The 13,207-nt window shown below is 56.6% G+C and carries 13 protein-coding genes; 5 read left to right on the plus strand and 8 right to left on the minus strand.

What is annotated here, in order from left to right; all coding sequences use genetic code 11:
* Window positions 1-63 precede the first annotated feature (63 nt).
* On the minus strand, window positions 64-1,134 hold the full coding sequence (locus QMZ18_RS29940) for a serine hydrolase (protein ID WP_282610082.1): 1,071 nt from the start codon (window positions 1,132-1,134) through the stop codon (window positions 64-66).
* A 151-nt stretch (window positions 1,135-1,285) separates the two neighbouring features.
* On the minus strand, window positions 1,286-2,515 hold the full coding sequence (locus QMZ18_RS29945; protein WP_282610083.1) for a multidrug effflux MFS transporter: 1,230 nt from the start codon (window positions 2,513-2,515) through the stop codon (window positions 1,286-1,288).
* A 15-nt stretch (window positions 2,516-2,530) separates the two neighbouring features.
* Here QMZ18_RS29945 and QMZ18_RS29950 point away from each other — a divergent pair, with 15 nt between their 5' ends.
* The 3 genes from QMZ18_RS29950 (at window position 2,531) to QMZ18_RS29960 (ending at window position 4,581) form a co-directional block, all read left to right on the plus strand.
* Window positions 2,531-3,532 (plus strand): LysR family transcriptional regulator, encoded by a 1,002-nt coding sequence (locus QMZ18_RS29950; RefSeq protein WP_282610084.1) that lies wholly within the window; start codon window positions 2,531-2,533, stop codon window positions 3,530-3,532.
* Window positions 3,533-3,625: 93 nt separating this feature from the next.
* A complete protein-coding gene (locus tag QMZ18_RS29955) occupies window positions 3,626-4,240 on the plus strand; it encodes a GntR family transcriptional regulator (protein WP_282610085.1) in 615 nt (204 codons plus the stop codon).
* Window positions 4,237-4,581, plus strand: a complete 345-nt coding sequence (locus QMZ18_RS29960) for an antibiotic biosynthesis monooxygenase (RefSeq protein WP_282610086.1) — start codon at window positions 4,237-4,239, stop codon at window positions 4,579-4,581. The genes QMZ18_RS29955 and QMZ18_RS29960 overlap by 4 nt, the downstream gene beginning before the upstream one ends.
* Before the next feature lie 353 nt (window positions 4,582-4,934).
* Here QMZ18_RS29960 and QMZ18_RS29965 read toward each other — a convergent pair whose 3' ends face one another.
* From QMZ18_RS29965 to QMZ18_RS29985, 5 genes are all read right to left on the minus strand, one after another.
* On the minus strand, window positions 4,935-5,150 hold the full coding sequence (locus tag QMZ18_RS29965) for a hypothetical protein (RefSeq protein ID WP_282610087.1): 216 nt from the start codon (window positions 5,148-5,150) through the stop codon (window positions 4,935-4,937).
* A gap of 269 nt (window positions 5,151-5,419) precedes the next feature.
* Window positions 5,420-6,475 carry an adenylate/guanylate cyclase domain-containing protein gene (locus QMZ18_RS29970; RefSeq protein WP_282610088.1) on the minus strand — a complete coding sequence of 352 codons (1,056 nt, stop codon included), beginning with the start codon at window positions 6,473-6,475 and terminating at the stop codon, window positions 5,420-5,422.
* Window positions 6,465-6,839: a group 1 truncated hemoglobin gene (locus QMZ18_RS29975; protein WP_282610089.1), complete on the minus strand. Its 375-nt coding sequence runs from the start codon at window positions 6,837-6,839 to the stop codon at window positions 6,465-6,467. The genes QMZ18_RS29970 and QMZ18_RS29975 overlap by 11 nt, the downstream gene beginning before the upstream one ends.
* A 198-nt stretch (window positions 6,840-7,037) precedes the next feature.
* Complete coding sequence (locus QMZ18_RS29980; protein WP_322097429.1) at window positions 7,038-7,961, minus strand: class I SAM-dependent methyltransferase; 924 nt, start codon at window positions 7,959-7,961, stop codon at window positions 7,038-7,040.
* Window positions 7,962-8,023: 62 nt separating this feature from the next.
* The gene (locus QMZ18_RS29985) at window positions 8,024-8,860 is read right to left on the minus strand and encodes an alpha/beta fold hydrolase (RefSeq protein WP_282610090.1); all 837 of its coding nucleotides are present in this window, start codon (window positions 8,858-8,860) and stop codon (window positions 8,024-8,026) included.
* Between the two features lie 251 nt (window positions 8,861-9,111).
* On the opposite strand from QMZ18_RS29985, the gene QMZ18_RS29990 reads away from it, so the two are divergent.
* Entirely contained in the window at window positions 9,112-11,343 is a 2,232-nt protein-coding gene (locus QMZ18_RS29990) for an ATP-binding protein (RefSeq protein WP_282610091.1), read from the plus strand.
* Window positions 11,344-12,063 carry a response regulator gene (locus QMZ18_RS29995; protein ID WP_282610092.1) on the plus strand — a complete coding sequence of 240 codons (720 nt, stop codon included), beginning with the start codon at window positions 11,344-11,346 and terminating at the stop codon, window positions 12,061-12,063.
* Window positions 12,064-12,238: 175 nt separating this feature from the next.
* Here the strand turns inward: QMZ18_RS29995 and torR are convergent, their stop codons facing one another.
* Window positions 12,239-12,946 (minus strand): two-component system response regulator TorR, encoded by a 708-nt coding sequence (gene torR / locus QMZ18_RS30000; RefSeq protein WP_282610093.1) that lies wholly within the window; start codon window positions 12,944-12,946, stop codon window positions 12,239-12,241.
* Window positions 12,947-13,207: the final 261 nt, after the last annotated feature.

Below are 13,207 nucleotides of genomic sequence, written 5' to 3' on the forward strand. Positions count from 1 at the left end.
ACCACCACTGACCTGACCGCCGAAGCTTATCGACCTCACCAGAGATCCACACAGAAACATCTGTCACTCCACATCGAACAGGAAGTGTTCCAGGAAGATCGCGGCGGCCGGTGACTCGAGGATCCGGCCGTTGCCGAGATTAAAGCCGCGGCTGAGGGCGTCGGTGTTGGCAAAGGCAAAGAAGCTGAGGTTCTTGTCCGGCAGCATCACGACCAGCGTCGAAACCGAGTCCCAATAGCCGTAGTGCCAAATGACTTTGGTTCCCTTGACGGACTCGACAAACCAACCGAGGCCGTAGGGCAGATCGTGCCCCACCGTCGACTTGGCGGGCGTAAAGGCCAGGGCCTGGGTCTCGGGCCGCAGGAATCGGTTGTTCTTTACTGCTGTCAGGTATTTGGCATAGTCGGCAATGGAAGCCACGAGGCCGGCGGCACTGCCGAAATAAGTCTTGTAGGCACCAGGCACCAAGTCACCTGCATCATTCAGTTTATAAGGGGACGCGGGCGGCACCTCAAAGACACCGCCCATCCGACCGGTGTTCTTTAGGTCGAGCGGGCCGACAATGAGATTATTGAGATAAACCTCGAAACTGCGGCCGGTGATCTGTTCGATGACCCGGTCAAGCTGCGCGAAGCGTGATCCGTCGTAACGATAGTCCTCGCCGGGCCTGTCGTGCGATGTGTGCGAAAAAAGGTGCCGCAGGGTAATTGTGCCGCGGCTTTCCAGTTTGATGCCGAAGTCCGCGGCGGGCGTATCGAGATCGAGTCTGCCTTGTTCACCCAGTTGCAGGAGAAGGGTGGAGGCGAAGGTCTTGGTCAGGGACGCCAGATGAAACGGTGTGTCGGGCGTGACCCGCCTCTTCATTGCCAGATCAGCGTAGCCGTAGCCTTTAAACCACGAAAGGTCATTGCCGCGCAGAAGGCCGGCTGCCATCCCCGCAATAGGGAGACGGACGTAGAGCCCAGCGATATCCGCCTCGAAGGACGCGAGCCTGGCCCGCTCCGCTTCCCTGGTATCTTCTACGGACGGCATTTCGACACGCGCCTGCAGGTTGTTTAAGGGGTTGATGATGGCACAGCAGATGACGATCACTGCAAGACGAGACAGGCCTCCAATTCGTCGTGACTTCTTCACTGATTTTACCGGGCCTGAAAGAGGGTTCACCGCCTCTCATCCGTCCGTTCTCTTGTGCTGCAAGCCCTGGAATACTATCAAAACAAGAAAGAGGGTACCAGTTTTGCCGGCGCCATAACGCGGACCGACCGACCTTGCCAAAAGCAAAACCTCAAACCGCCGCTTCTTCTGCCTCGGCCTGTTTCTCTCCGTTGTCCGCCTCGACCCGCAGAAGCTTGTAGGACACCAGCGCCATCACCGCGCAGAAGGCGATCATGCCGGTCATGGGCAGCAGACTACCGTCATGGATCAGGCCGACCAGACCGCCCAGCAGGCCGCCGAAGACAAAGCGGCCGGTCCCCATTATGGCGTTGGCCGCGCCGGCCTCCTCGCCGAAGTAGGTCATGTAGCAGGCGGTGCCGTTGGTGCCGATGAAACTGAGACTGCCCAGGGCGACCAGCAGCAGCGGGAAAACCAGGAACTCGCTGCCCGAAGCCAATGCCGAGACCAGCAGTGCCAAAGTTACGGCCACCAGGAGAATTAGTCCGTGGCGCAGGATCACATCGGGGTCATGGCGTTTGAGCAGCCAGGCATTGATCCGGTTGAAGGCCATCAGAGAAAGGACATTGGCCGAGAAGAAGATCGGAAAGGTAGTGTGGGAGTAGCCGTAATACTCAATGAAGACAAAGGCGGAATCCGTCAGGTAGACGAAGAGCACACCCATGGCGAAACCCATGGTGAGCAAATAAGCCAGGCCGCCGCGATGAGACAGAATACGGCCGTAACCGCTCAGAGCCGAACGAATGGATTGGGCTATCGGGCCCCGCGCGCCACGCCGCGCCATCCGGGTTTCACTCAGCAAGGTCAGGATACCGGCAACGGTCAGGACACCGTAGACTGCCAACGCGACAAAGATCGCCTGCCAGCTCCAGAACTCCAGGAGCAGAGCGCCGACCGCCGGCGCGATCAAAGGCGCGACCATCATCATCAAACCGATCAGGGTGTAGATCCTTGCGGCCTCCCGCCCCTCGAAACGATCGCGGACGATCGCGGCCACGACCACCACGGAAAAGCCACCGCCAATCGCCTGCACGACGCGCAGCGCGATCATCCAGTCGACCGAGGTCACGAAGGAAATCGCCAGACTGGCCGAGACGAAGAGCGCAAGCCCCCAGAGGGCGATCTTGCGACGCCCCAGGGAATCCGACAGGGGGCCGCCTAAAAGCTGTCCGACTGCGAAGCCCAGGAAATAGGAGGAAATCGACCACTCGACCCGATGTACCGAGGCACCAAAGTAATCCGCCATGGCAGGAACCGCCGGCAGATAGGTGTCGATGGAAAAAGGCGCCAGCGCCGAGAGAACGGCGAGAATGAAGGCGAACAGGCGGATATCGAGCGTCATTGATCCTCAGAAAAGGTGAGCGGAGAGCGCCGGGCCGGCGGAATGACGGCGGCGCTGGTTTTTGCACTATGCGCGATCGCCCTTGTATCGATCAATTGCATATGTTTCATAAATAATATGAAGGAATTCGATTATTTGAATCTCGACGGCCGCCTGCTGCTGATGTTCAAGACCGTCTACGACGAGCAGTCGGTGACCGCCGCCGCGGCCCGCCTCGGGGTCAACCAGTCGACGGTCAGCCACGGCCTTGCGCGGCTGCGCGACTTGCTCGGCGACCCTCTCTTCATCAAGTCGGGCCGGAACATCATTCCCTCGCAGCGCGCCGATCAGCTTGCCGGGCGGGTCGACAAGCTGCTTGACGGCCTTAAGGAACTGGGTGAAGTCGAGGATTTTTCGCCTTCCGACGTGACCGACCGCTTCGTCATCTCGGCCCACGACTATCAGCGCGAACTGCTGATGCCCAAAGTCTTCCGCAAGATCCGGGAGCAGGCCCCCAACGCCGGCCTGAAAATCATCAACACTGCCGGGCGCATCATCGAGGACCTGCGTGCCCGCCGCACGGATCTGGTGATCTCACCCCTGTCCTTGCGCGACAGTGAAGACATAATGGGCCAGTTGCTGTTTACCGACGCCTTCACTTGTTTCTACGACGCCGAGATGGTCAGCCCACCCCAGACCATGGAGGACTATGTGAAGGCCCAGCACGCTCGGGTCAGCTTCACCAACGAGAACCGCAGTCTGGTCGACGAACTGCTGATCAAGACCGGTTACCAGCGCAACTTCACCCTGGAGGTCCCCGGCTTCATCGCCCTTTCGACCCTGATGCGCGGCACGCCCCTGATCGCCACCCTGCCCTCGAGACTGGGGCATTTCATCATGAGCGACTTTGCCAGCTTCCCCTGCCCCTTCCCGGCCCCGGCCCTGACCTTTCACCACTACTGGCACAAACGCGATAACGCCTCGCCGAAGCACCAGTGGCTGCGATCGTTGGTCAGGGAGGCGGCGGAGAGCGCTTAAACCTCTGCACGCCGGCGGCACGACGATGTGGCGCTTTTGAACAAAAGACCGAATCGCCTTGACTCTGAATCAGCACTTTGGCTATTTGGATCCATGGATACAAAAGCTGCCAATCACATCGCAGACGCCGTCGAAGAAGAGATCGTCTTCGGCCAGCTGCGCCCAGGAGACCTGTTGCAGCAGGAAGCTCTGGCCGAGCGCTTCGGCGTCAGCCGTCAACCTGTCAGGACGGCCCTCGAGATTCTCACGGCAAAGGATCTGCTTTCGCGCCGGGCCGACAGATCGCTCGAAGTCATCGGCCTTCCGCAGGCGGCGTCGGAGGAGGTTCTCGCGATACGGCGGCTGCTGGAACGCGAAGCTCTTTCATTGGCTTTCGACAATCTTACAGACCGGGACCTTCTTATTGCCCAGCAGGCTGTGGAACTCTTCGAAATCGAGGGCGAACCGCAGCAGCTCGCGCAGCGTGACATCGATTTTCATCTGGCGCTCTACCGCCCTTGCAGGAATGCGACGCTGGTCAAGCTGATCACCGAGTTGCGACGGACAAATATCCGCGCCTATCTCGGTCAACCTCTCGGGTCGAGCGCTCGCGAGGCCTGCACCGGCGCCCACCGCGACATCCTTGAGGCCTGCAAAGCCGGCAATCGCGGAAAGGCGCTTGCTTTACTAGACACCCATTTCGACATCGCACAGGAACGGTCTCTATGAACGAGCGCTTCGCGAAGACCCCCGAACCGCCCTACTACGCAGTTATCTTTACGAGCCGCCTGAGCGAAAATCCCGCTGGCTACGACGCCATGGGCATCAAGATGTTCGATCTGGCCAGCGAACATCCGGGGTGCCTAGGTGTGGAGACCACGCGAGATGCGGAGGGGATCGGAATCACGGTCTCCTACTGGAAGGACGAGGAAAGCCTCAAGGATTGGAAAGAGGACACCCGCCATCTCGTGGCACAGAAGCTGGGGATCGAACGCTGGTATCCGCACTACGAACTGCGCGTGGCGCGCGTAGAACGTGCCTATTCCGGGCCTGACGGCAGGGCTGTTTGAATCTTGGCAACTCCAGCTGCCCGCCAGGGAGACACCTAACCCGGCTTAGAGCCTAACCTGCACTCACCACTCGCCTTTCAGCCATTTTGAGCAGGTGTCGTGCTCGTAGGTGCGACGACCGCCGTAAACGGATTCGTGACTCTGGCAGTAACCCCAATCAGAATCGATAACCTTCCATTTGCGGCAGCCTCCGCATTGCTCAGAGTGGAAATGGTCCTTCTCTTCGTTCCGATTGATCGTACGACCGCAGCGGTCGCACCAAAAAATGGTCAACCAGGCCGGCTGCTCCTCACGAAGTTCCCTGCTTGTTTTGCTCATTGACTGCCCTCTGCTGCCCTCGACCTAAAAGCTCTTCACTGTTCAGAACCGCCACCGCCGAAATCACCACCATCGAAATGATCTTCGCCGACATCGCGCCGGCGGCTCATCCCAGCCGCAGAGCCGATACCATTGACGTCTCCCCGCATCCGGCGCCATAGCCGGGAAGGTGAGAAGCCAAACAAGCCCACGAATGCAAGAAGTACAAGACCGATACCAGCAATCGCCATTATTGTTTCATAGACTGTCATTTGGACTCCACGCCGAGCTTGGGAATTTCCTCTGTCAGATCAGATAGATTGAGAGTATTTCGGATAGGGTTTCGGCACCGCCGGTGCTTTCGAAAACTTTCAAAGCACCTAAATCCGATCCGGTTCGCCCCGCGTTCTTACTCTTTATGCCTGCTGAATTGAAACTCCAAGGGTCTGTCCGAAACCGATTTGAACGCGACCAAGTTCCAGACTTATGAAGCGGGTCAACCGCTCGACAGATTACCGGGCCTGGTTGGCTGCTGTTCACTCTAGGTTTTGACTTGAGATATTTCTCTTTTGCTGTCGTTCAAACGCCAGATCTCCTGGCTCGAGAAACCGCGAATATCTCTCTCCCCCAGGCTATCGATTTCGAATTCTTCACGAAGGGTTTTCGCGACTTCGTCCTGCACAGAAATCTGCATGGGTTCGGAAAACTCCTGCAGCCGTGTCGCGAGATTTACCGCCGGCCCAAAGATATCGTAGACGTATTTTTGAATGCCCACGACGGACCCGACGACGGCACCGGAGGCCAAGCCGATACGGCAATGCCACTGATGCGGATGGCTCTTGTTGCGCCGCTCGAGGTATCTGATGAACCTTATCGCGGTATTCGCCACCGCCTTGGCGTGATCCGGCATCGGATCGGGAAGTCCCGCGACTGTAATATAGGCGTCCCCGATGGTCTTGATCCGCTCGCAGCCGAACTGCTCGCCAATACGGTCAAAGGCGCTGTAGATATCGTTGAGTTCGGTCACGGTGACGCTGGGATCAGCAGAGGCAACCATGTCGGTGAAGCCGACAAAGTCCAGCATCAGAACCGAAATGGGGTCGTAAAGCTGTGGCGTAACAACGCCGAAGGCTTTGAATTCCTCATAGACCGAACGCGGCATGATGTTGAGAAGCAGCTTCTCAACCTGTTCCTTCTCCCGCTTGATCTCGCGGGTATTGCGCTCGACCATCATGGAATAGGAATCGATCATCGATTCCAGCTCCCGGATGCGGGTGATGTTCTGGCACACAAGCACGACGAGCTGCTGCTCGCCCTCGCTGGCCGCGGTAAATTCCACCGCAATGACCATGTTCCGCCGCTTTTTCTTGTGCTTGATTTCCGCGGTGTAGCGGCCGTTCTCATCGAGCCCTGCGTTCAGGGCTGTGACATCGAGCCCTTCGAAAACCGCCGGGAGGGGATTGATGCCGACTTGCGCGCCAAACCATTCTTCAAAGGTGTCATTGTGAAAATGAAAACTTAAACTGCTGCGGTCCAGCAAAGCCACGCCAACACCGATGGCCCTTAAAAGCTGTTCATTGATCGCTTCAATCGACATGGGGCTGCCCTACAATCTGGCTGCGTCTTTTTTCGAATTCGTCAAGCACTGTTTGCACATCGCCGTCCTCAACGCCGTGATCGCTCAAAGTGTCTTTCAGGACCACTTTGAGCTCATCAAAGTGCGCATCCCGAATATCCAAGTGACTATGCAGCTGGTGCAACTGCCGGTCGGTATAGGAGGCGGGCCCGCCGAGTAGCGATGCGACGAACTTGGTCTGATGATCAACCATTTTCGACATATCAATATCATCGAAAAACGGGCCGATCTCGTCGCTGTCCAACAGGGTGTCATAAAACGCGAGAACGATCTTACTGACTTTCGAAAACCCGCCATACTTCTCAAAAAGAGTCTGTTGCGCCATTAATATTCCCCTGTTAATTGTCCGGGCTTCGTTTAGAAATTACTGACTGCGCATTCTAACTCTATGGAATAGAGACAAATTCACATTTTATAGCTGATTCAGTAAATAACGATCAGACTCTAGAGGATTTGGAAAAGCTGTAAAAGCAGCTTTAGAAGGAAAGGCCCCGGACATTCGTCTTTGCCAGGGGCCTCACTTTTAACGCTTCGTGACAATAATTTCTGCGTATTCGGAGGGTGCAATCATTGACCCGTCGGTCGCAAGGTTGAAGCGATTCACGGTATCCAGAATGTCTTTGTAGAGTGCAACCTGCCCCGCTTTGTCGAGGGCGATGAATGCCTTGCGCACAGGGCCGTAGAAGACGCGGAAAAACTCAATGAAATGCGCCGGCGAGCGGTAGCGGAAGTTAAAGCTCTTGAGCTTCATCGTGATGTCCTGGGCATCGGAGGAAAACTGTTCTTCGATCCAGTCCCTGTTTCCCCATAGGGCCGGAGACGCGACACCGGCAGGCGGGGGAACATGCCTGCCCAGTGTTTTAAAGAGCGCACCGATGAAGCTGTCAGGGGTCCAGTTGGCCATGGCAATCTTACCGCCAGAGCGGCAGGCCCGGATCATTTCCGCTGCAGATTTCTGCTGATTGGGCGTAAACATGACGCCGAAGGTGGAGACGACCAGGTCAAAGGAAGCATCCGCGAAAGGCAGGTCTTCGGCATCGGCAATCTGAAAAGCCACGTCCAACCCGTCCGCTTCGGCACGTTTGCGTCCGCCCTCCAGCAGGCTTTCCACATAATCGGTCGAGGTCACCTCACACCAGCGGCGGGCGAAAGCGAGCGTTGCGTTGCCATTTCCGGCCGCAACATCCAGAACGGAAGATCCGGGTGCGGGGTCGGCCGCCTCGGCCAACTCTTCGCCGGTAATCTGAAGCGTAACGCCAATTTTCGCATAGTCGCCGGAAGACCAGGCGGCATTCTGTTTGGATTTGATCGCGCCAAAATCGGGTGTAGTGAAGTCCGGTGCAGGATGCGTCAGAACCGTCATATTCATGTCAATCTCCTTGGTTTTCTTTTGCGTTGCTAAAGCCGCAAGGGTGCGGATGGGGTCAATCAGGGTTTCGCTGGGCATGGTGGGTTCCTTTTTTCTCGGTCGCCATCTGATCAGGCCATGTGTCGTCAAGGCAGGTAAGCTCATGCCGCACGCGTCTGCGGCCAGGCGAAGTGCTCGGCACAGCGTTCGACTCTCGCGATGTGCTGCTTGATGCGGGGATTGACCCAGTCAGGGGCATGAATCGGCGCCATATGTCCAAGACCCGGCAACATCACCAGCTCGGCTTCCTGAATGTGTTCGAAAACCAGCGTGGCGGTTCTTTGAGCGATCGCCGGAGATTCCATTCCCATAAGGATCTGTGTCGGGATATCCAGCCCCTTGAGATCGTCGAGACGCCAGGTCTCACCGAAACAATTCACGAAGTCGGCAACGACCGCGGCTGTCGTCGAGATGAGCTTATTGCGAAGCGATTCCGGCATAGCGTCCCACGCGCCCTGACCATTCCAGAAGTCGATGAAGGGCTTAATGGCAGGGCCGGTCCGCCCATCCGTGTCATCCGACAGCAGGCCTTGCTCAACCTGTTTCAATCCGGACAGCAGCGCTGCATCCGCCTGACTTCCGTTGTTCAAAACATGGAATGACACGGGTTCGTACAGGGTCAGGCTTTTGACCAGATCAGGCCTCATCAAGGCGATTTTCAACGCCACGCCGCCGCCAAAGGAATGACCGACAAGATGAACCGTTTCACCGAATTTCAGGATTTCCTGGATGATCGGTTCAGCAACCACTGCCATACCCTGCTGGGAAGTACAGCGTTTGAATTCCTGCCCGTAACCCGGCAGATTGTAGGCGAGAACCTCGTGCCTGTCGCAAAGTTCTGAGACTAATCCAGCCCACTGTCTGCCGTCTGACGCCGAGGAATGCAGAGCGACAATTGGAGAGCGGTCTGTTTGTGCAATATTGAGAATGTGGGCCATCGGGTTCGCCTCGTTGCGTTGTTCGATGACCTCTATTTGAGACCTGCGTGTTTCAGCTGATTGTCACATCGCCTCGTTTCGCGTTTCAGTTGTTTCCACACTAACAAAAGCGGAGAAGTTTATAGTTATTCATATATTTCAACATATTAACGATAATTTTTTACCATCCACCCCTTTGTTTCTGAAACAATTGAAACATTGGAACGGCGATGAGAAAACGTACTGAAACATGCGTGAGGTAAGTTTCCGGCATGGAAAGGCACAAAGACAGCGAGGAAGACATCCGCAGAGCCCGCGATCTGTTGCGGGATGCGATCGAATCTCTCAGCGAGGGCTTCGCGCTGTACGACGATGACCGGCGCCTGGTCATGTGTAACCAGCGTTACAAGGAGATGAACGCCGCGGTCGCCGATATGCTGGAACCTGGCCTCGATTGGGAAATCCTGATGCGTGAAACAGCACGCCGGGGTGTCTATTCCGATGCCATCGGCAGAGAAGACGCCTGGATCCAAGACAGACTGCAGACCACGCACGACTATGTCGACGAGTATGAACTGACCCATACCGACGGTTCTTGCTATCTCGTTTCAACCCATCCAACCAAGCTTGGCGGGTTCGTCGTCACGCGCACCGACGTTACCGAACGAAAGAAGGCGGAGTTTGTCGAGCGCGAGGGTGACCTGCTGGTCCGGACCGTGCTGGATGCAAGCTCCGCGATCGTCATTATGGCACGCACCGGTGACGGGCAAATTCTCTATCGCTCGCCCGCCGCACTGACGTTATTCGGCAACACCAAGTCGGCGAAAGATCATTACGAGAATGTCGACGAACGGGCGGATTTCATCACCCTGATGCTTGCAGACGGGCAAGTCGACAATTACCGGCTGAACGTTGTCGCCAAGGGTGTCGTCTTTCCCGCCTCCATCTCAGCGCGCTTTGCGGAATTCCGGGGCGAAGAGGTTATCGTCACCAGCGTTGTCGATCTGACTGAGGAAGTTAAATCTCAGGAACTGGTCAAGCAGGTTCTGGAGGCCTGCCCCGTTCCAATCCAGATGACCAACGCCGAGACCGGACAGTTGCTGTTTACCAGCCTGGAAACCACGAGTGAAACCGGCCGGGTTCAGAGCTACCGATCCTATTTCAAAGATCCAACCGCACGGCCCAGGTTTCTAAAGGCGCTTCGTGCAAAAGGCTGGCTGAACGACTACCGGACAGAATTCGTTGATCGAAACGGGAAGCTTTTTATGGGCGCGGTTTCCGCCCGGCTTATCGCGTTCAACGGCGAAGAGGTCATCGTCTCCAGTACACGCGACCTTACGGACGAGTTGGCGCTTCAGGAGGAACTCTCGAGCCAGCGGGACATGCTATTCCAGAACGAGAAGATGTCGGCGCTCGGGGAATTGCTGGCCGGTGTCGCGCACGAACTCAACAATCCGCTTTCCATCGTGGTGGGTCATTCCCTGATGTTACGTGAGGAAACAAACGACGCCGAAACCCTGCGCCGCATCGACAAGATCAGCAATGCCGCCGAGCGCAGCGCAAAAATAGTGAAGACCTTCCTTGCCATGGCCAGGCAGCAGCCGACAAAAATGGAGCCTGTGAATATCTACTCCGTTCTGGCCACCGCGATCGACGTCGCAGGTTTCGGGCAACAGCAGGATGGCGTGGAGATCGTCTCGCTGCTGCGCGAGGACCTGCCCGACATTCTGGCTGACGCCGATCAAATCACGCAGGTCGTGATCAATTTGATTATCAATGCGGGACAGGCCATCAGCACCTCGGGAACAGGCGACCGCGTGGAGGTGTCGTCACAGGTCGATGAACTGGGCGATGCCATCCGGATCGTCATCGCCGACAATGGGCCGGGTATCCCGGAAAACATAAAGGCGCGTATTTTTGAGCCCTTTTTCACAACGAAAAATGTTGGAGACGGCACCGGCATAGGCCTTGCCTTCTGTCACCGCATTATCCATTCACATGGAGGGCAAATCTGGCTTGACCAGCATTCCGCGCAGGGAAGCCGTTTTTGCATCAGACTGCCGATGGCAAAAGGTGTGAATGAAGCCAATTCCGAAGAAACCATCCGTTCAGACGAAGTAGCCTCAAAAAAAGCGCTGGTTGTCGACGACGAGACCGATGTCGCCGAATTCGTCGCGGAGGTGCTGCAAAATGAGGGTTTTGGCGTAACCATCGCCCATTCAGGACAAGAAGCAATCACCTGCCTGAAGAAGCGGAAGTACGACATTCTCCTCAGTGATCTTAACATGCCTGAGGTCGATGGCCGTGGTCTCTATAATGCACTGCTGGCCGATTTTCCCTACCTTGTCGACCACTGCGCCTTCATTACGGGTGATACGATGGGGAAGGCTTCTCAAGCGCTTCTGAAGGAGCTGGATCGGCCGTTTCTCGAAAAACCGGTCTCGCCGGACGAGTTGCGCACGCTCGTCTTCAGCATTTTGGGCGACGTGAAAGAAGAAAACTAAATGGACAACAAGAGCACACGTATTCTGGTCTGTGACGACGAACAGGATGTTCGCGAAATGCTGCAGGAGTACCTTGGTAAGCGTGGCTTTGACGTGACGACAGCCGCCAACGCGCAGGAGCTCCGCGCGGTGCTCGCGCGTACTGGCACCGACCTGATCATCCTGGACATCAACATGCCCGGCGAAGACGGGTTGGCCGTTCTCAGGTCCCTGCGCGCCGACAATCAGGTACCGGTCATCATGCTCACCGCCGCGGGTGAAGTCATCGACCGCATCGTCGGTCTCGAGATGGGGGCGGACGACTACCTGGGCAAACCGGTAGACCTGCGGGAACTGGAAGCCAGGGTTAAGGCTGTGCTCCGGCGCAAAGGCGAAGCCGCAGACAAAAAAGACAGCTCGGCAAAAGTGGATACTGCGCAGTTCGGGGATTACCTGCTGGATATCCAGGCGGCCAAGATGACGGCAAGCGACGGTAGCGAACTGCCCTTGACCGCCATGGAATTCAATCTTTTGAAAGCCTTTGCGCAAAACAAAGGCCGGGTTCTCAACCGAGACCAGATTTTGGAGCAAGCTCATGACCGGTCATGGGATCCGTTTGACCGAAGCATCGATATCCGGATATCCCGCTTGAGACGCAAAATTGAAAAGAATCCCGAGAAACCAACGATCATCAGAACCGTTCGAGGTCTTGGATACGTGTACGACCCGGAACTGTCGTAAAAATAGCGCCACCTGGTAACGACGCAGATTCCTGCGCCGACCGCGCGAAAGCCCTGGTCAGGAGATGCTGCTAAATCACCCCGGTGAACAACGCTGCCTGTCCAAGACCCTCTGATTTATTCTGTATGCCGAGGTCAAGGGAAAGAATTCCGAATGCCTCGCATGGAGGCGCTTATCAGTACATCTCGAACTCGGCGGAAAAGATGTAACCTTCGCCGTGCACGGTGACGATCATCTCAGGGACCTTTGGATCGACCTCCAGCTTACGGCGAAGACGGCGGACGAGGACGTCAATGGTGCGGTCGTTCGGCTCTGGCAGCCGATGGGTGATCTGGTTCAGCAGGCGGTCCCGGCTCAGCACTGTTCCGGGCCAGGCAACAAAGGCTGACAGCAACTCGAACTCGGCACGGGTCAGAGGGACCGCTTCGCCATTCTTCTTCCGAAGTCGCCGGGTCCGCAGATCGAATAGATGGCCGGAGAAACGTTTTACCGGCAGGTCCTGAATGGCGCCCTGATTAACCCGACGCAGCAAAGCCTTCACTCGGGCCAAAAGTTCTCGCGGATTGAACGGCTTGGTGACGTAGTCGTCGGCGCCGATTTCCAACCCAAGAACACGGTCGACGTCGCTCGTCCGCCCGGTCAGCAAAATGATGCCGACGTTGCTGCGGGTTCTCAGCTGGCGGGTGATGTCCAGTCCATCCTCACCGGGTAGATTGATGTCGAGCAGGATCAGGTCGGCAATATCTCGCTCCATGATATCTCGCAGCGCCTGTCCATCGGCAGCCTCGCTAACACGGTGGCCGGCGGTTTCCAAGTACGCCGAAAGCTTCGCACGGGTCACCTCGTCATCTTCGACAACAATAATGTGTTGCACATCCGGCATCTGGGACACTCACCAATTCTCACTGAATTGCTTGTTAACAGTTTTTCACATTGATTCACAATCCATTTTTGTCAGGCGAGAACGTTATTCACAATGACGCTCTATAGTGGGACAGGTGACGATGGCTTGCCACGAGACAGATCGGCGATTTGCGGTAGCAGCGAGCATGACATCCTGATTCGCGCCGAGCGGCTTCTCGACATCGCCACCTAGACCGGTCCCATCCGACCTGGACCAAGAATCAATGCCCAGGTCTTACCG

Source organism: Pelagibius sp. Alg239-R121 (assembly GCF_947331435.1).
Classification (GTDB): Bacteria; Pseudomonadota; Alphaproteobacteria; order Kiloniellales; family Kiloniellaceae; genus Denitrobaculum.